This window comes from Amycolatopsis sp. MtRt-6 (genome assembly GCF_017308975.1).
Classification (GTDB): domain Bacteria; phylum Actinomycetota; class Actinomycetes; order Mycobacteriales; family Pseudonocardiaceae; genus Amycolatopsis.
This window is the reverse complement of the sequence record NZ_JADWPD010000009.1, coordinates 226,165-242,919: the sequence shown is the minus strand read 5'-3', so window position 1 is coordinate 242,919 and position 16,755 is coordinate 226,165. Positions and strand designations below refer to the sequence as shown.

At 71.5% G+C, this 16,755-nt stretch carries 17 protein-coding genes and 1 pseudogene; 15 read left to right on the top strand and 3 right to left on the bottom strand.

The features are described 5' to 3' along the window. Positions 1 to 111 precede the first annotated feature (111 nt). The 4 genes from I4Q55_RS18125 to I4Q55_RS18110 are packed head-to-tail and all read left to right on the top strand — an operon-like array spanning position 112 to position 2,624. Complete coding sequence (locus tag I4Q55_RS18125) at positions 112 to 621, top strand: PadR family transcriptional regulator (RefSeq protein ID WP_206789157.1); 510 nt, start codon at positions 112 to 114, stop codon at positions 619 to 621. After that, positions 618 to 1,823, top strand: a complete 1,206-nt coding sequence (locus tag I4Q55_RS18120) for a cytochrome P450 (protein ID WP_206789156.1) — start codon at positions 618 to 620, stop codon at positions 1,821 to 1,823. The genes I4Q55_RS18125 and I4Q55_RS18120 overlap by 4 nt, the downstream gene beginning before the upstream one ends. 2 nt (positions 1,824 to 1,825) lie before the next feature. Next, complete coding sequence (locus I4Q55_RS18115; RefSeq protein ID WP_206789155.1) at positions 1,826 to 2,023, top strand: ferredoxin; 198 nt, start codon at positions 1,826 to 1,828, stop codon at positions 2,021 to 2,023. A 37-nt stretch (positions 2,024 to 2,060) separates the two neighbouring features. Continuing rightward, positions 2,061 to 2,624 carry a TetR/AcrR family transcriptional regulator gene (locus I4Q55_RS18110; protein WP_206789154.1) on the top strand — a complete coding sequence of 188 codons (564 nt, stop codon included), beginning with the start codon at positions 2,061 to 2,063 and terminating at the stop codon, positions 2,622 to 2,624. Here I4Q55_RS18110 and I4Q55_RS18105 read toward each other — a convergent pair whose 3' ends face one another. After that, positions 2,625 to 5,360, bottom strand: a complete 2,736-nt coding sequence (locus I4Q55_RS18105) for an FAD-binding and (Fe-S)-binding domain-containing protein (protein ID WP_206789152.1) — start codon at positions 5,358 to 5,360, stop codon at positions 2,625 to 2,627. 84 nt (positions 5,361 to 5,444) lie between these two features. On the opposite strand from I4Q55_RS18105, the gene I4Q55_RS18100 reads away from it, so the two are divergent. The 8 genes from I4Q55_RS18100 to I4Q55_RS18065 all read left to right on the top strand — a co-directional run bounded on the left by I4Q55_RS18100 (position 5,445) and on the right by I4Q55_RS18065 (position 13,015). Continuing rightward, entirely contained in the window at positions 5,445 to 6,584 is a 1,140-nt protein-coding gene (locus I4Q55_RS18100) for a GAF domain-containing protein (protein WP_206789151.1), read from the top strand. Then, positions 6,581 to 7,213, top strand: coding sequence for a response regulator transcription factor (locus I4Q55_RS18095; RefSeq protein WP_206789150.1), 633 nt, complete (start codon positions 6,581 to 6,583; stop codon positions 7,211 to 7,213). Before I4Q55_RS18100 ends, I4Q55_RS18095 begins: the two co-directional genes overlap by 4 nt. Positions 7,214 to 7,226: 13 nt before the next feature. After that, positions 7,227 to 8,045, top strand: a complete 819-nt coding sequence (locus I4Q55_RS18090; protein ID WP_206789149.1) for a PHP domain-containing protein — start codon at positions 7,227 to 7,229, stop codon at positions 8,043 to 8,045. A gap of 118 nt (positions 8,046 to 8,163) precedes the next feature. Further along, on the top strand, positions 8,164 to 8,973 hold the full coding sequence (locus I4Q55_RS18085) for an ABC transporter ATP-binding protein (protein ID WP_206789148.1): 810 nt from the start codon (positions 8,164 to 8,166) through the stop codon (positions 8,971 to 8,973). Then, a complete protein-coding gene (locus I4Q55_RS18080) occupies positions 8,970 to 9,743 on the top strand; it encodes an ABC transporter ATP-binding protein (protein WP_206789147.1) in 774 nt (257 codons plus the stop codon). The genes I4Q55_RS18085 and I4Q55_RS18080 overlap by 4 nt, the downstream gene beginning before the upstream one ends. Further along, a complete protein-coding gene (locus I4Q55_RS18075; RefSeq protein WP_206789146.1) occupies positions 9,740 to 10,618 on the top strand; it encodes a branched-chain amino acid ABC transporter permease in 879 nt (292 codons plus the stop codon). The genes I4Q55_RS18080 and I4Q55_RS18075 overlap by 4 nt, the downstream gene beginning before the upstream one ends. Next, the gene (locus I4Q55_RS18070) at positions 10,611 to 11,768 is read left to right on the top strand and encodes a branched-chain amino acid ABC transporter permease (RefSeq protein WP_374194475.1); all 1,158 of its coding nucleotides are present in this window, start codon (positions 10,611 to 10,613) and stop codon (positions 11,766 to 11,768) included. Before I4Q55_RS18075 ends, I4Q55_RS18070 begins: the two co-directional genes overlap by 8 nt. Continuing rightward, entirely contained in the window at positions 11,765 to 13,015 is a 1,251-nt protein-coding gene (locus I4Q55_RS18065) for an ABC transporter substrate-binding protein (protein ID WP_206789145.1), read from the top strand. The genes I4Q55_RS18070 and I4Q55_RS18065 overlap by 4 nt, the downstream gene beginning before the upstream one ends. On the opposite strand, the gene I4Q55_RS18060 is transcribed toward I4Q55_RS18065, so the two are convergent. After that, positions 12,957 to 14,018, bottom strand: a complete 1,062-nt coding sequence (locus I4Q55_RS18060; protein ID WP_206789143.1) for a Glu/Leu/Phe/Val dehydrogenase — start codon at positions 14,016 to 14,018, stop codon at positions 12,957 to 12,959. The two genes, I4Q55_RS18065 and I4Q55_RS18060, sit on opposite strands and share 59 nt — an antisense overlap. 80 nt (positions 14,019 to 14,098) lie before the next feature. Here I4Q55_RS18060 and I4Q55_RS18055 point away from each other — a divergent pair, with 80 nt between their 5' ends. From I4Q55_RS18055 to I4Q55_RS18045, 3 genes and pseudogenes are all read left to right on the top strand, one after another. Further along, the gene (locus I4Q55_RS18055; RefSeq protein WP_206789230.1) at positions 14,099 to 14,554 is read left to right on the top strand and encodes an Lrp/AsnC family transcriptional regulator; all 456 of its coding nucleotides are present in this window, start codon (positions 14,099 to 14,101) and stop codon (positions 14,552 to 14,554) included. Between the two features lie 139 nt (positions 14,555 to 14,693). Then, the gene (locus I4Q55_RS18050; RefSeq protein WP_206789141.1) at positions 14,694 to 14,951 is read left to right on the top strand and encodes a hypothetical protein; all 258 of its coding nucleotides are present in this window, start codon (positions 14,694 to 14,696) and stop codon (positions 14,949 to 14,951) included. A 40-nt stretch (positions 14,952 to 14,991) separates the two neighbouring features. After that, positions 14,992 to 15,558: pseudogene (locus I4Q55_RS18045) on the top strand (GNAT family N-acetyltransferase); the annotation flags it as partial. Positions 15,559 to 15,679: 121 nt separating this feature from the next. On the opposite strand, the gene I4Q55_RS18040 reads toward I4Q55_RS18045, so the two are convergent. After that, positions 15,680 to 16,312, bottom strand: coding sequence for a YigZ family protein (locus I4Q55_RS18040; RefSeq protein ID WP_206789139.1), 633 nt, complete (start codon positions 16,310 to 16,312; stop codon positions 15,680 to 15,682). Positions 16,313 to 16,755 lie beyond the last annotated feature (443 nt).

Sequence of the window (16,755 nt, the reverse complement as noted above, 5' to 3'; positions counted from 1 at the left end):
TACCCCCTGTGCTCCGGTTGTAAGCAGCTGCTTACAAAGCTACACAGTTTCTCCCCGCCTGTCACGATCCGCCATTGCCCCGTCACCGAACCTTAGGTTACGGTGACCTAGGTGTGGATCGAAATCCTCTTGCTGTCCAAGCTGGCCGTCGAGCCGATGCACGGCTACGAACTGCGCAAGGCGGTGGAGGCCTCGACGGGCCACACCCTGTCGAACAACTCGCTCTACCCGACCCTGCGGCGCTTCGTCGACGCGGGCGCGGTGAGCCGCAGCGCCGAGGAGCAGGAGGCCAAACCGCCGCGGCACGTCTACACGATCACCGAGGTCGGCCGGGAACTGCTGCACGACATGCTCGCGGACTTCCCGGCCGACCTGGCGCTCAACGAGCCGGAGTTCCTCGCCCGCGTCGGGAACTTCGCCTGGCTGCACCCGGACGAACGAGCCCGCGTGCTCGAAGTCCGCAAGAACGCGCTCATCGCCGAGCAGGCCCGGCTCACCGGGCTCGCGGCCGGCCAGGCCGATCCCTGGAGCCGCGCCGCGCTGCACCACGTGCTCGGGAAGTTCGACGCCGAGCTCCGCTGGCTCGCCGACCTCACCACCGATCCGAGGGAACCCGCATGACCACCACCGAAGAGACGCCCCGCCTCCCCTTCGCCCGCGCGGACGCGCTCGCCATCGCCCCGGACTACGAGGTGCTCCGCCGGCAGGCGCCGGTGACCCGCGTGCTCACCCCGGCCGGCGACCCGGCCTGGCTGGTGACGTCGTACGAGGAGGCCAAGGAGGTCTTCCGCGACCGCCGCTTCGGCCGGTCGCACCCGGCGCCGGAGCAGGCGTCGCGGATCTCCTACGCCGCGGTGCAGGACGGCCCGAGCGGCGACTTCGAAAACGAAGAGCGCGAGCACAAGCGGATGCGCCGGATGCTCGCGCCCGCCTTCTCCGCGCCCCGCATGCGCGCCCTCGGCGACCACATCGCCGCGCTGACCGACCGCTGCCTCGACGACATGGAAGCCGCCCGCGGAGCCGGGCCCGTCGACCTGACCGACTTCCTCGCCTTCCCGTTGCCGGTGCTGGTGATCTGCGAGCTGCTCGGCGTGCCCTACGCCGACCGCGAGCACTTCCGCGGCCTGTCCGAGCGGATCGCGGTCATGGACGGCGGCGAGGACGCCCAGGCGGCCATGGCGGAGTTCATGGCGTACATGACGAAGCTGGCCGACGCCAAGCGCGCCGACCCGCAGCCCGACGTCATCTCCGACATGGTCGCGTTCCAGGCCGAAGACCCGACCTTCACCGAGGAGGACCTCGCCCGGATGGGCGCCGGCCTGCTGTTCGCCGGCCACGAGACGACTTCGACGCGCATCGCGATGGGCACGCTGTTCCTGCTCGCCGACACCGCCCGCCGCGACCGCTTCGCCGCCGATCCCGACGGCCAGGTCAACCAGACCGTCGAGGAGATCCTGCGGCTGACCGCGACCAGCGGCACCGGCCTGCTGCGGTACGCGCACGAGGACGTCGAGATCGCCGGGACGCGTATCATGCGCGGCGACGCCGTGCTCATCTCCAGCGACGCGGCCAACCGGGACGCGTCGGTGTTCGCCGACCCGGACGGGTTCGACCCGGACCGGACGCCGAACGTGCACCTCGCCTTCGGCACCGGCGCGCACGTCTGCATCGGCGCCAACCTCGCCCGCACCGAGCTGCGGACGGTGTTCCCGAAGCTGTTCCGCCGCTTCCCCGGCCTGCGGCTGGCCGTCGACGTCGGCGAGATCCCGGTCCGCACCAACCGCGTGGCCGGCGGCGTCGAGCGCGTTCCGGTGGAGTGGTGAGCGTGAAGATCACCGTCGACACGGGAAGCTGCGTCTCCTCCGGCCAGTGCGTGCTGCTCGCGCCGGAGACGTTCGACCAGAACGAGGACGACGGCACGGTCGTCCTGCTCGCCGCCGAGCCGCCGGCCGAGCAGGAGGACGCCGTCCGACAGGCGGAACTGACCTGCCCGGCCGCCGCGATCCGCGTTTCCGGCGGCTAGCGCTGTCGAGTCCCGCCGCGCCGGTTAGCCTGCTCCGATGAGTGAGCAGCCTGGCCGCCGGCGGGACGCGGCCGCGACGCGGCAGGCGTTGCTCGACGCCGGCGCGAAGCTGTTCGCCGAGCGCGGCTTCGACCGGACGACCGTGCGGGAGATCGCCGATCTGGCCGGGGTCAACCAGGCGCTGCTCTTCCGCTACTTCGGCAGCAAGGAAGCGCTGTTCGAGGCGGCCATCGCCCGCAGCGGGCGCGAGCACCTCGAAACGCACCCGCCGGAGCGGCTGCTCAGCGCGTCGCTGCGCAGCATGCTCGAGCCGGGCGGCGACCGGAACCGCACGCTGGAGACGTACCTGCGCTCGTCGGGCAGCGGCGACGTCGGGGCCGTGCTGCGCGCGGAGATCGGCGACGAGTACACCCGGATCCTCGCCTCGCTGACCGACGCCCCGGACGCCGAGCTGCGCGCCGACCTCGCGCTGGCCTGGCTGATGGGCATCGGGGTGGTCCGCGAGCTCACCGGCAAGCAGCCGCTGGCCGGCGCCGACCCCGACGACATCGTCAGGCTCGTCGTCACCGCCGTGCGGACGCTGCTGGAACGCGCCGAGTGATCACGGCAGCGCGCGCCGCAGCAGTTCCGCCAGGTGCACCGGTGTCCGGCCCGACTCCTGGGCGATCTGCGTCCGGCAGCTGAAGCCGTCGGACACCACCACGGTGTCCGGGGCGGCCGCGCGGATCGCGGGCAGCATCCGGTCCTCCGCCACGGCCTTCGAGACGTCGTAGTGGCCGCGCTCGAAGCCGAAGTTGCCCGCCAGGCCGCAGCAGCCCGAGTCCAGGGTGGTGTTGCGGACACCCGCGGCCTGCAGCGCGGACTCGTCGGCGCCGAAGCCGAGGACCGCGTGCTGGTGGCAGTGCACCTGCGTGATCGCGTCGACGTCGAGCGCCGCGAACGGGATCGGCGCCCGCTCCAGCAGCTCGGCGAACGTGAACGTCCGCGAAGCCAGCAGTTCCGCGCGTGCGTCGCCCGGCATGAGTGCGGGCAGGTCGCCGCGGAACAACGCCGTGCAGCTCGGTTCCAGGCCCGCGACCTCGTAGCCGTCCTCCAGGTAAGGCGCCAGCACGGAAAGGGTCCGGTCCAGGACGCGCCGCGCGACGCCGAGCTGGCCGGTCGACACCCACGTCAGTCCACAACAGACTCCTCGGTCCGGCAGCACGACGTCGTACCCGGCCGCGGTGAGCACCTCGTGGGCGGCGTCGAGCACCGATGGCGTCAGGTAGTTGTTGAACGAATCCGGCCACAGCACCACGCGACGCTCCCCCGTCGCCCGGCGCCGGAGATCCGCGCGCGACGACGTGAAAGGGGAAGGAGCGAAGGTCGGCAGCGAGCGTTCCGGCGCGATTCCGCCGAGCCGCTTCACCAGGGCCGCCAAGCGAGACCGTCCGACAGCGTTGGCCAAGCGCGGAGCAAAACCGCTGACCCGCAGCCACAGCGGCAGCCAGCCCATCGAGTAGTGCGACGCCGGCCGCAGCCGCCGCCGGTAGTGCTGGTGCAGGAACTCGGCCTTGTACGTCGCCATGTCGACGTCGACCGGGCAGTCGGAGAGACATCCCTTGCAGGACAGGCACAAATCGAGTGCTTCGCGCACTTCCGACGAACGCCAGCCGTCCTTGACCACTTCGCCGTTGATCATCTCGGCGAGCAGGTGCGCCCGGCCGCGCGTCGAGTGCTTCTCCTCGCGGGTGGCCCGGTAGCTCGGGCACATCACGCCGCCACCACTGGTGTTGCGGCACTTCCCCACGCCGACGCAGCGCCGCATCGCCTGGCCGAAACTCCCCCGGTCCTCCGGGTAGCCGAGGAACACACTGTCCTCGAAGGACTTCGACGTCGACCGCACGCGCAGGTCCGCGTCGATCGGCCGGGGCGCCACCAGGATGCCGGGGTTCATCCGGCCGGCCGGGTCGAAGATCGCCTTGAACCGCGCGAAGACGTCCAGCATCTCCCGGCTGTACATCCGGGACAGCAGCTCCGAGCGTGCCTGGCCGTCGCCGTGCTCCCCGGACAGCGAGCCGCCGTGCGCCGCGACGAGGTCCGCGGCTTCCTCCAGGAACCGCCGGAAGCCCGCCACGCCGGACGCGGACAGCAGGTCGAAGTCCAGCCGCAGGTGCAGGCAGCCTTCGCCGTAGTGGCCGTAGACCACACTGCGACGGCCGTGCGCGCGCATGAGCTCCTTGAACTCGCGCAGGTACGCGCCGAGCCGCTCGGGCGGGACGGCGGCGTCCTCCCAGCCCGGCCACGCCTCCGACCCGTCGGCGAGCCGCGTCGCGAGCCCGGCGCCTTCCTCGCGGATGCGCCACAGCCGGCGTTGCGCGGCCAGGTCGTCGAGGATCGCGAAGCCGGTGAGATCGAGCGAAGCCGCCAGTGAACGGGCCCGCGCGGCCGGGTCGTCGCCGGCCAGCTCGACGAACAGCCACGCCCCGCCCGGCGGAAGGTCGCCGGCCCGCCCGGGGAGCATCGCGACCAGCTCGGCGTCCACGCCTTCGACGGTCAGCGGCGACCACGGCAGGATCGACGGCACCGCGTCGGCCGCCGCGATGTCGGACGGAAAGCCGAGCACCGCGAGCACCTTCTCGCGCGGCAGCTCGGCGAGCGAAACCGTCGCTTCGAGGATCGTCACGCAGGTGCCCTCGCTGCCCACCAGGGCCTTGGCGACGTCGAAGCCGTTCTCCGGCAACAGGTGTTCGAGCCCGTAGCCGGACACGCGACGCGGCCACGTCGAGAGTTCCTTGCGCAGCACCGCCAGGTTGTCGCGCACCAGCGCGCGCAGCTCGTCGAAGATCCGCCCCTCGGTGGGTTCGTCCGGGCCGATCCGCAGCCGCGTGCCGTCGTAGAGCAGGACCTCGAGGGAGCGGACGACGTCGACCGTGCGCCCCCACGCCACCGAGTGGGAGCCGCACGCGTTGTTGCCGATCATCCCGCCGAGCGTGCAGCGGCTGTGCGTCGACGGGTCCGGGCCGAACCGCAGGCCGTGCGGGGCCGCGACGGCCTGCAGGTCGTCGAGCACCGTGCCCGGCAGCACGCGCGCCAGCCGCGCCGACGGGTCCACCGAGAGCACCCCGCCGAGGTGCCTGGACGTGTCGATCACCAGCCCCGGCCCGCACGCGTTCCCGGCGACGCTCGTGCCGCCGCCGCGGGCGATCACCGGCAGGTCACGATCGCGGGCGGCGGCGACCGCCGCGACGACGTCGTCGACGGTCCGCGGCAGCACCACGCCGCGGGGCACGTGGCGGTAGTTGGAGGCGTCGGTCGTGTACAGCGCGAGCGTGGCGGCGTCGGTGAGGATCTCCACCCGTCCATTCAAGCCGCCCGGGCGCCGTCGTACCTCTCCAGCCGGGTATGTCCGGAACCACACTCCGTGTGCCATCGTGATCGAGTGACGGCAAAGGAGCACGTTGCCGAGTACAGCGTGGTGCTGGGCGAGCTGCTGCGCGAGCGCGAGAAGCTGCTCGGCACGCTCGACCGGGTCGCCGCGCTGCACGGGACCGCGCGCCTGATCCGGGAGACGGTCGGGGCGAAGGCCGGGTTCGTCGGCGAGCTCACCGAGCCGGGACTGGCCGTGATCCGCTGGATGTCCGGCAACCGCACCGACGCGCTCCAGGACCTCGAAGTGCCCGTCGGCCAGGGCATCGGCGGCCGGGTGCTGGCGCTGGGCCGGCCCGTGAAGGTCACCGACTACGTCAGCTCGCCGGCGATCACCCACCAGTTCGACGCCCAGGTGCGCGGCGAGGGCCTGGCCGCGATGCTCGCCGTCCCGATCGTCGCGCGCGGCGAGACCGTCGCCATCGCCTACGCCGCCATGCGCGAGCCGGCCGACTTCGGCGACGACGCCGTCCGGCGGATGGAGGAGGTCGCGCGCGAGGCCGGGACGGCGTTGCACCTGGCGAAGGTGGCCGAGACCGACCGCACGGCCGCGGTGGCCGGCGAGCGGCTGCGCATGCAGAGCGCGCTGCACGACTCCGTCGGCGCGCTGCTGTTCTCCATCGGCGTCCAGGTGCGTGACCTGCACGAGGAGCTGCGCGAGCTCCCGGGTCTGGAGGCGCGGCTGCGGCGGCTCGAAGGCGACGTCTCGGCGGCCGCGGGCGCGCTGCGGGAGTCGCTGCTGGCGCTGTCGGAGTCCAGCCCGGAGCGGGCGCTGCCGGTCGAGCTGGCCGAGCACTGCCGCTCGTTCCAGGCGCGCTGCGGCGTCCCGGCGCGGTTCGTGCAGCTCGCGGCGGTGCCGCCGCTGGACGCCGAACGCACCGCGCTCCTGGTGGCGGCGGTCCGCGAAGGGCTGCTCAACGTCGAGAAGCACGCGCGGGCGTCTTCGGTGATCGTCAGCCTGCTGCCCAGCGACGACGGCGTCCAGGTGGTCGTCGCGGACGACGGCACGGGCACCGGCGCCGCTCCCGGCACCGGCATGGGCCTGCGGACGCTCACCGGGCGGGCCGCGCGGCTCGGCGGCCGGGTGAGTCTCGTCCGCGACGACGACGACGGCTGCACCCTGCGTGCCTGGGTGCCGCTGGTGCGACGGTGACTCCCACGAAGCCGGCGAGCGTGTTCGTCGTCGACGACCACCCGGTGGTCCGCGACGGCGTGACGCTGCTCCTGCGCTCGGACCCGTGCCTGAACGTGGTCGGCTCGGCGGAGTCCGGGCGGCTGGCGATCGAGCGGGTGGCGTCGCTGACCCCGGACCTGATCCTGCTCGACCTCCGGCTGCCGGACATGCTCGCGCCGGAGGTCGTCACCGAGCTGCGCCGGGTGCACCCCGAGGGCAAGATCGTGGTCTTCACCGCGCACGGCGACCACCAGGGCGTGCTGGCCGCGCTGGAGTCGGGTGCGCACGGCTGCCTGCTCAAGGACGCCGCGGGCGCGCAGCTGGTGACCGAGCTGCGCCGGGTGCTGCGCGGCGAGCGCGTGGTCGACCCGCGGATCCTCCCCGACGCCGGGCAACGCTCGGACGCCCTGGCCCGCAGCGGCCTGACCCGCCGCGAGTACGAGGTCCTGCGGCTCGCCGCCCAGGGCCAGACGAACCCGGAGATCGCGGAGTCGACCGGCCTGGCCCGGAACACGGTGAAGACGTACCTGCAGTCGGCGCTGCACAAGCTGGGCGCGCGCAACCGCGTCGAGGCGATCGGGAAGGCCAGCGAAGCCGGGCTGTTGTGACATCCTCGGCCGGGTGACGATCGACCTGCACACGCACAGCACGGCCTCCGACGGCACGACACCGCCCGCTTCGCTGCCGCGGCTGGCCGCCGAAGCCGGGCTCACGGTGCTCGCCCTCACCGACCACGACACCTTCGCGGGCCTGGCCGCCGCCACCGCCACCGCTTCCGACGTCGAAATCGTGCCCGGTGTCGAGATCTCCTGCCGGCTCGACGACGCGGAGGTGCACCTGCTCGGCCTCTTCGTCGACCCGCGGTCCGAGCCGCTGTCGGCCGAGCTGGAGCTGATCCGCACCGACCGGGTTCGCCGCGGGGTCCGGATGGTCGAGCGCTGCCGGGAACTCGGCGCGCCGATCACCCTCGCGCAGGTCGAGGCGATCGCCGCGGGTGCGCCACTGGGCCGTCCCCACATCGCCGCGGCACTGGCCGCGGTGGGCATCACCGACGCGTTCACGGCCGACTGGATCGCCGACGGCGGCCGCGCCGACGTGCCCAAGCACGTCTTGTCCACTGTGGACGCGGTCGCGCTGGTCCGCGCGGCCGGGGGTGTCGCGGTGCTGGCTCATCCGCGCTCGGTGAAGCGGCGCGCTTCGGTGTCGGACACGCAGCTGGCGGCACTCGCTTCAGCCGGGCTCGCCGGGCTCGAAGCGGACCACCCGGAGCAGCCACCGGAGGTCCGCGAGCGCCTCCGCGAAGTGGCCGCGGACCTGGGGTTGCTCGCGACCGGCTCCAGCGACTTCCACGGCGACCGCAAGCCCGTCCGCCTCGGCGAGCACACGACCGCACCGGAGGTCTTCGCGGCGCTGCGGGAGTCCGCCGTGTCCGTTTCGTAGCCTGCGAGGTCTCCAGGTGGGGGTATCGGATCACTCCCGCCGAACGCAGGATGACCGCCACCGACCGTGACTCACGTCACACGAGCGAAGGAGGCCTGTTGCGTCCTGGAGTGAGTCCGTGCTGACCGTGCGTGGCCTGCGGGTGCGGTACGGCCGGTCGACGCCCGCGCTGCACGGGGTCGACCTCGACGTCTCCGCCGACGGCGTGCTGGCCGTGCTGGGCAGCAACGGGGCCGGGAAGTCCACTTTGCTCAGAGCCGTCTCCGGCACCCTCCGCATGCACCGCGGCTCGATCGACGACGGCGAGATCCGCTACGACGGACACGCGCTCGGCAAGCTCGACCCGGCCCGGATCGTGCGGCTCGGCGTCGTCGGCGTACCCGAAGGCCGGCAGGTCTTCGCGCGGATGACCGTCGAGGAGAACCTGCGGGCCGGCGGCATCGGCGCCCGGACCGCCGCGGAACGGACCACCGCGCGCAAGCGGGTCGACGAGCTGTTCCCGGTGCTCACCGAACGCGCCAGGCAGCGCGCGGGCCTGCTGTCCGGCGGCGAGCAGCAGATGCTGGCCATCGGCCGGGCGCTGATGTCCGCGCCGAAGCTGCTGCTGCTCGACGAGCCGTCGCTGGGCCTCGCCCCGAAGATCGTCGAGCAGATCGGCCGGACCATCCGGGAGATCCACGAGCAGGGCACCGCCGTGGTGCTGGTCGAGCAGAACGCCGTGATGGCGCTGAACGTCGCCGACCACGCCGTGGTGCTGGAAGCCGGCCGGGTGGCGCTGGCCGGGACCGCGGCCGAGCTCGCCGCCAGCCAGGACGTCCAGCGGCTCTACCTCGGCGGGCACGCCGAATCGCAGGAAACCGCCGACGCCGAGGCGGAGAATGCCCGCAAGAGCCTGGCCGGCCGGACGCTGTCGAGGTGGGTCGGATGACGCCGCCGGAACTGCGGGTCGAGAACGTCTCGCTGCGGTTCGGCGGGATCCGGGCGCTCGACGACGTGAGCTTCACCGTCGCCCCCGGCTCGCTGCACGCGCTGATCGGGCCGAACGGCGCCGGGAAGTCCAGCTGCTTCAACGTGATCAGCGGTCTCTACCGGGCGAACTCGGGCCACGTCCAGCTGGGGGACACCGAGCTCACCGGGCTGGCCCCGCACAAGCTCGCCGGCCTCGGCGTCGGGCGGTCGTTCCAGAACGCCGCCCTCTCCCCCGGCTCGACCGTGCTGGACAACGTCATGCTCGGCCGGCACGCGCTCACCCGCGGCGGGTTCCTCGAAGTCGGGCTGCGGCTGCCGTGGACGGTCCGCGCCGAACGACGGCACGCCGAGCGGGCCCGCGAGATCTGCGCGTTCCTCGGGCTGGGGCCGGTCGTCGACGCACCCGTGGGCGCGCTGCCCTACGGCATCGTCAAGCGCGTCGACCTCGCCCGCGCGCTGGCCGTCGAACCGGTGCTGCTCCTGCTCGACGAGCCCGCCGCCGGGATGAACGCGGCCGAGACCGCCGAGCTGGCCGGCACGATCACCGGGATCCGCGCGGAGCTCGGCATCTCGATCCTGCTCGTCGAACACGACATGGGCCTGGTGATGGGCATCGCCGACCGCGTCACGGTGCTCGACTTCGGCAGGCGCATCGCCGACGGCACCCCGGCGCAGGTCCAGGCCGATCCGGACGTCATCAAGGCCTACCTGGGCACGGAGGCGGCGTGAACACTTTCCTGCAGCTCGTGGTGAACGGCCTCGGCAAGGGCGCGGTGTTCGCCCTGCTCGCACTGGGGTTCGTGATCATCTTCAAGGCCACCGAGGTGGTCAACTTCGCGCACGGCTCGCTCGTGCTCTTCGGCGGCTACCTCGTCGTGGTGACGAAGGACGCGCTGGGCTGGGCGGGCGCGTCGCTCGTCGGGATCGTCTCGGCCGGCTTGCTGGGGCTGCTGCTGGAACGGCTGCTGCTGTCGCGCTCCCGGCACGCCGACGCCAACAGCCTGGCCCTGCTCACCATCGGCGTCGACGTCATCATCACCGAGGAGATCGTCCGCCGCCTCGGCGTCACGCTGCCCTTCCTCGGCGACGCGTGGGACGCCAAGCCGTTCCAGCTCGGCGGGATCACGCTGTTCCGCACGCAGCTGGTCGCGCTCGTGGTGGCCGCGGTGCTGATCACGGCCTTCTGGCTGGCCTTCAAGTACTCGAACTGGGGCGTGGCCATGCGGGCCCAGGCGGAGAACCGCGAAGCCGCCGCGCTGATGGGCATCCGCAGCTCTCGCGTCACCGCGACCGCGTGGGTGGTCGCCGGGATGCTGGCCGGGGTGGCCGTCCTCTTCATCGCGACGCAGGACTTCTCCGGCGCCGGGCTGTCGCGCGGAACGCACTCGATCGCGCTGGCCGCGTTCCCCGCGGCGATCCTCGGCGGGCTCGACTCGACGGCGGGCGCGGTGGTCGGCGGGCTGGTCGTCGGGATCGCCGAAGCACTGTCGGCGCAGTACGTCTCGTTCGACTTCTCCAAGAGCGCGGTGTTCCTGGTGATGCTGGTGGTCCTGGTGGTGCGGCCCTCGGGGCTGTTCGGCACGAGGGAGCGAACACGTGTCTGACCAAGCCGTGTCCGAAGTGGACACCCAGCCCGCGGCGGCCGAGCCGGCGCGCCCACGCCGCACCCCGGCGAGCCTGGTGCGCAAGGCCGCGTGGCTGGCGCTGCTCGTGGTGCTCCTCGCCCTGCCGCTCTACATCGACACCGCCTGGCTCAAGGCCGGGCAGTACATGATGATCGGCGCGGTCGGCGCGATCGGGCTGACCCTGGTGGTCGGGCAGGCCGGGCAGCTGTCCCTGGCCCACGCGTTCTTCCTGCTCGCCGGCGGCACCGCCTACACCGTCCTGTCCGGACCGACCGGCGACGAGCGCGTCATCGGCTTCGGCCTCGACCCGGCCCTCTCGCTGCTGGGCGCGGTGGCCGTTGCCGCTTTGCTAGGGCTGGCCTTCGCGCCGGTCGCCGGACGGCTGCGCGGGATCTACCTCGGCGTCGCGTCGCTGGCGCTGGTGTTTCTGGGCCTCTACTTCGGACAGTCCGCCGAGGAGCTCACCGGCGGGACGTCGACCGGGCGCACCCCGGCGTCGTTCTCACTGTTCGGTTTCCCGTTCGCGGGCGGCGGTCCGGAGATCACCGTCCTCGGCGTGCCGATCCAGCAGGCCGAACGCATGTGGTACCTGTTCCTGCTGCTCACCGTGCTCGCCTTCGTCATCGCCCGCGGCGCGGTCCGCGGCCGGGTCGGGCGGTCGTGGCGGGCGGTGCGCGACAACGAGGCCGCGGCCGCGGTGATGGGCGTCAGCGTGCTGCGTGCCAAGGCGGGCGCGTTCGCCGTCTCGTCGGCCTACGGCGGCCTCGCCGGCGCGATGACCGTGCTGTGGTTCGACATCCTCAAGCCGGACGAGAGCGAATTCGGCACCTACGGCATCAACGTGTCGATCGCCTACCTGGCGATGGTCATCATCGGCGGCCTCGGCTCGGTCCCGGGAGCGCTGGTCGGCGCGCTGATCGTCAACGGGCTGCCGCAGGTCCTCGCCCTGTACTCGGCCGACCTGGGCTGGTTCACCGGCACCGGCGACGGCGCGCTGACCCCGATCCTGGTCAGCTCGTTCGTCTACGGCGCCGCGATCATCCTCGTCGTGCTGTTCGAACCGGGCGGGCTCGCCGCGATCGGCCGCCGGCTCACCCGTGCTCGCCGTCAACCCCCGGAGGAATCATGAAACGCACACACCTGGCGGCGGCGCTGGTGGCCGTCCTCGCGCTCTCGGCGTGCAGCACGAAAGCGAACGACTCGGGCTCGTCGGGTTCGGACAGCTCCGGCGTCAAGACCGGCAAGGGGGTGACGGCGACCGAGGTGACGCTCGGGGTGATGACCGACAAGTCCGGCGTGTTCAAGAACCTCGGCCTCGGCATCACGCAGGGCAACGAGCTGTGGGCCAAGGACTTCAACGCCGCCGGCGGCGTGTGCGGGCGGCAGGTGAAGCTCGAGCAGGTCGACCACGGCTACAAGGCCGACACGGCGAAGACGCTGTACCCGCAGATCGAGCCGAAGGTGCTCGGGTTCGTGCAGCTGCTCGGCTCGCCGGTGGTGGCCGCGCTGAAGCAGAACCTGGCGACGGACAAGACGACCGCCGCGCCGGCGTCGTGGTCGTCCGAGCTGCTCGACAACCCGTACGTGATGATCGTCGGCACGACCTACGACCTGGAGATCATCGACGGCCTGTCGTACCTGCAGGAGCAGGGACAGCTCAAGGACGGCGACACGATCGGGCACATCTACATCGACGGCGAGTACGGCAAGAACGGCCTGCGCGGCTCGCAGTTCTACGCCAAGAAGCACAGCCTGACGCTCAAGGAAGTGAAGATCACCTCGACCGACAGCGACCTGACCAACATCGTCACCGGGCTGAAGGGCGACGGCGTCAAGGCGATCGTGCTGACGACCACGCCGACGCAGACCGGCTCGACGGTCGGGGCGAACAAGGCACTCGGGCTGAACGTGCCGGTGCTGGGCAACAACCCGACGTTCGACCCGGCGCTGCTGAAGAGCCCGGCCGCCGCGGCGCTCGACAAGCTGACGATCGTCGCCAGCAGCGTGCCGTTCTCCGCGGACATCCCGAAGGCGAAGGACGTGGCGGCGAAGTACAAGGCCACGTACAAGGAAACCCCCAACGGCGGCGTCCCGTACGGCTACGCGGTCGGCGAGGTGTGGGGCGCGGTCCTGAAGAAGGCGTGCGACAACAAGGACCTCACCCGCGACGGCATCGCGGCGGCGCTGAAGCAGACGACGTCGGCGGACACGGACGACCTGGTCGCGGCGCTCGACTTCTCGAAGCCGGGAACGCCGGCGACGCGCCAGGTGTACGCGGCCACCCCGGACGCCTCCGCCGAGGGCGGCGTCAAGTACGTCAAGCCGTTGTTCGAAGCTCCGGAAGCGAAGGAGTACGTGGCTCCGCACCAGAAGTGAGCCTTCGTCCGGCCAGCGCGGCTGCCTCGTGGAGCGGGGTGGTCGCGTTGGCCTTCGCGGCTTCGAGGAGGGTGCGCACGGTGTCCTCGATCGTCTCGACCCGGGCGAGCGCGGCGTCGTGGTCCAAGCCCTCGGCTTCGCGCGAAAGTGTGTACAGGATCCCACCCGCACTGGCCACGTAGTCCGGGATCCACAGGATGCCGCGCGCGGCGAGGTCGTCGGCGACGGCGTCGTCGGTGAGCTGGTTGTTGGCGGGGCCGACGACGAGCGGCGTGTCGAGCCGGGCCACGCTCTCGGGGCTCAGCACCCCGCCGACCGCCGCCGGGACCACCACGTCGGCGGTGAGGGTGAGCGCCTTCTCCGGCTCCACCCAGGTCAGGCCCTGCTGTTCGGCGCCGGCCCGCTTGGCCGGGTCGATGTCCGAGACGACGACGTCGGCGCCCGCGGCCCGGAGGCTCGCCGCGAGGTGGACGCCCACCGAGCCGTAGCCGCTGATCACCACCCGGCGGCCGATCATGTCCGCCGAGCCGGCCGCCGCCCGGAGCGCGGCCAGCACCCCGACGGCGGTCGGGCCGCTGGAGGAACCGGTTCCGCCCGCGGACTCGGGCGCGCAGAACGCGTACGGCGAGGCTTCGCGGAGCACCAGCATGTCGGCCGGGCCGGTGCCCACGTCCGGGCCGGCCTGGTAGCGGCCGCCGAACTCGGCGATCAGGTCGGCGTGGTCGAGCAGGACGGCCCGGCGCTCTTCGGGCGAAAGGACGCGGCCGGGCTCGGGCGCGATGACGCTCTTGCCGCCGCCGAAGGCCAGCCCGGCGACGGCGCACTTCGCCGTCATGGCGGCCGACAGGCGCAGGACGTCGCCGACGGCTTCGTCGAGCGTGGCGTAGGGCTTGAAGCGGCAGCCGCCGACGGCGGGGCCGAGCGCGGTCGAGTGGATCGCGACCATCGTGGTGATGCCGGAACGACGGCCCCGGCGGGCTACGAGCTGCTCATGTGCGGTCATGGACGCCGAAGTTAGGGTGACAGTCGGCAGTGGAGACCGGCTGCCGAACGAAATTCGGCGAGAACTCGGAGGGCCCGGTGCTGGACGAACTTGATTCGGCGATCGTGCGGCACCTGCAGGAGGACGCGCGCCAGACCAACCGGGACATCGCCCGGAAGGTCGGCATCGCGCCCTCGACGTGCCTGGAACGCATCCGGCTGCTGCGTGAACGCGGCGTCATCCGCGGCTACCACGCCGACGTCGACCTGCCGAGCCTCAACCGCGGCGTCCGGGCGCTCGTCACGGCGCAGGTGCGGCCGCTGAGCCGCGCGGTGATCGATTCCTTCCAGCGGTCGATCGCCGATCTCCCGGAAGTGCTCTCGGTGTACGTCACGGCCGGCAACGACGATTTCCTGATCGAAGTGACCACACCGGACATCGACGCGTTGCACGCATTCCTGACCGACCGGCTCGCGTTGCGCCGGGAGATCGTCGGGTTCCGGACGTCGATCGTTTTCCGGCACCTGCGGAAGACGACGCTTGAACCGCTCCCGTAGGGGTACTCGGGGTGCACCCCGGAACGGCACGACACGCCACCCCTACGTGGACCCCCGAAATACCCCGGTTCGCACGCTCGAAGGCGGAAACTGTCGGTGGTGGGGCGTCTAATGAGCACGAGGGAAAGGAGGCGCCGCCATGATCACCACCTTGAACCATCGTGAGCGGGCCACGTTGAGAGCCGTGGCCGGGGGCCACGCCGAGATCAGCTGCAGCTGCGAACCCGACCTGTTCATCGACGGCCTGAGCTGCTGCGACCAGTCCACCGTGCACCGGCTCGCGCGGCTCGGCCTGATCGCGCCGGCCCGCCCCGGCAAGTGCGGCGAGCTGGTGCCCGCCCTGCTCACCGAGGACGGCTCGCGTTCGCTGGGCGAGGCCCTGACCCCCGCCGCGTAATCACGTTGCCACACACTGGGGTCACTGCCAGCATCACCCGATGCACGTATTCCTCGAAACCGAGCGGCTGATCCTCCGCCGGTTCACCGAGAACGACGCCGACGCGCTCTTCGAGCTCTACGACGACCCGGCCGTGATGAAGTACCTCAATGGGGGACAGCCGGCGGACCGCACCGAGATCGTCACCCTGGATCTCCCCGCGTTCCTCGGTTACTACGAGCGTTTCCCCGGTTACGGGTTCTGGGCGGCGATCGAAAAGAGCACCGGTGACTTCCTGGGGTGGTTCCATTTCCGCCCGCGCCCGCAAGATCCGCCGGACGAGCCCGAACTCGGCTACCGGCTGCACCGGAAGGCGTGGGGCAAGGGCTACGCCACCGAAGGCTCGGCGGCACTGCTCGCGAAGGGCTTCACCGAACTGGGGGTCCGCCGGGTGAGCGCGTCCACCATGACGGTGAACAAGGGCTCGCGCCGGGTGATGGAAAAACTGGGGATGAAGTTCGTCCGGACGTACTCCGAGGAGTTCCCGGAGCACGAGCGGGCGCCCGGCAGCGAGCACGGCGAGGTCGAGTACGGCATCACCCGCGAGGAGTGGTCTGCCGCAGCCGGGCGTGGGGGGGGTAAACAGGTGGGTACACGGTTTTTGCCTCCAACCGGGGGCCCCCCGGGGGGCCTGGTTGGTTACTCCCACTCAGGTTCGTATTTATAAAACTGTTTTATAACACTGTTTCTCACTCACGACGGGTCACCCAGTGGTCGCCGAGTTCCGTCGTCGTCGCTTCGCCGTTGGTGAGGTCGGCGAGCCAGCCGCGGAAAGCGTCGGCTTCGCCCGGCGCCAGGCCGATCTGGAAGCGAGCCAGCTCGTCGAAGCGGGTTGCGTGGAGCAGGTACGGCGACGCGCGCAGGTCGTTCTCCAGCCGGCCCGCACGGTCGTAGCTCACCGCCACCTCGACCAGGCTGAGACGCCGGTGTTCTAGTACACCAACAACTTCCACAGCGTCCGAAACGGACTGACCGTACGCGCGGATCAGCCCGCCCGCGCCGAGCAGGACCCCGCCGAAGTAGCGCGTCACCACCGCGACCGTGTCGGTCAGCTCGCGGCGGCGCAGCACCTCCAGCATCGGCGTGCCCGCCGTGCCCGCCGGCTCACCGTCGTCACTGGACCGCCGGGTTCGCCCGTCTGGCCCCAAAACGAACGCGTGGCAGTGGTGCCGCGCGCCCGGATCCGCGCGGCGGCGGGCCGCGATGAACGCGCGCGCCGCCTCTTCCGACGTCACCGGAGCGAGCGCGCAGAGGAACCTCGAGCGCTTGATCTCGATCTCGTGGACCGCTTCGCGAGCCACGGAGAGATAACGATCAGTCATCGGAGGAGTCCGCCATGTGTCCAGCTTGCCACCCCGAAGCGGGCGCCCGGCAGCCGCCCCGAACCACTTCGGACGGACGTTTGCGCAGGTCAGCGACGCTATAGCCCGCTCTACGGGAGACCCAGCCCGGCATATGGGACTACCCCGTGACGCGTCAACGCAAGCGTGGCATTTCCCACCCGGACGCAACGACGTATGTCGATAACAGCGAATTCACACTATCGTCATAAGACCCGGCGAACCCGGGAGTAACACCGCGCGCTCCGGACGGCCCCCACCACAGTGGCCGACCTGTGCGCGCTCGCAGCACCCGACATGTTCGGCTGCCCAGTGTTGTGCGGCCTCCCAGATGACCGTTTCCGGGCTTGCAGCCCGGCCGATGACTCGCGGCATCTTGCACTTCGAGCAGAACCACAACTGTTCTCGACTGACCATCGCGGTAC

Excerpts from the sequence above, each read along its gene's own strand:
- I4Q55_RS18050 (WP_206789141.1), top strand. The coding sequence starts at position 14,694 with ATGATCACCACCTTGAACCATCGTGAGCGGGCCACGTTGAGAGCCGTG.
- I4Q55_RS18060 (WP_206789143.1), bottom strand. The coding sequence starts at position 14,018 with ATGACCGCACATGAGCAGCTCGTAGCCCGCCGGGGCCGTCGTTCCGGC.
- I4Q55_RS18040 (WP_206789139.1), bottom strand. The coding sequence starts at position 16,312 with ATGACTGATCGTTATCTCTCCGTGGCTCGCGAAGCGGTCCACGAGATC.
- I4Q55_RS18110 (WP_206789154.1), top strand. The coding sequence starts at position 2,061 with ATGAGTGAGCAGCCTGGCCGCCGGCGGGACGCGGCCGCGACGCGGCAG.
- I4Q55_RS18120 (WP_206789156.1), top strand. The coding sequence starts at position 618 with ATGACCACCACCGAAGAGACGCCCCGCCTCCCCTTCGCCCGCGCGGAC.
- I4Q55_RS18065 (WP_206789145.1), top strand. The coding sequence starts at position 11,765 with ATGAAACGCACACACCTGGCGGCGGCGCTGGTGGCCGTCCTCGCGCTC.
- I4Q55_RS18080 (WP_206789147.1), top strand. The coding sequence starts at position 8,970 with ATGACGCCGCCGGAACTGCGGGTCGAGAACGTCTCGCTGCGGTTCGGC.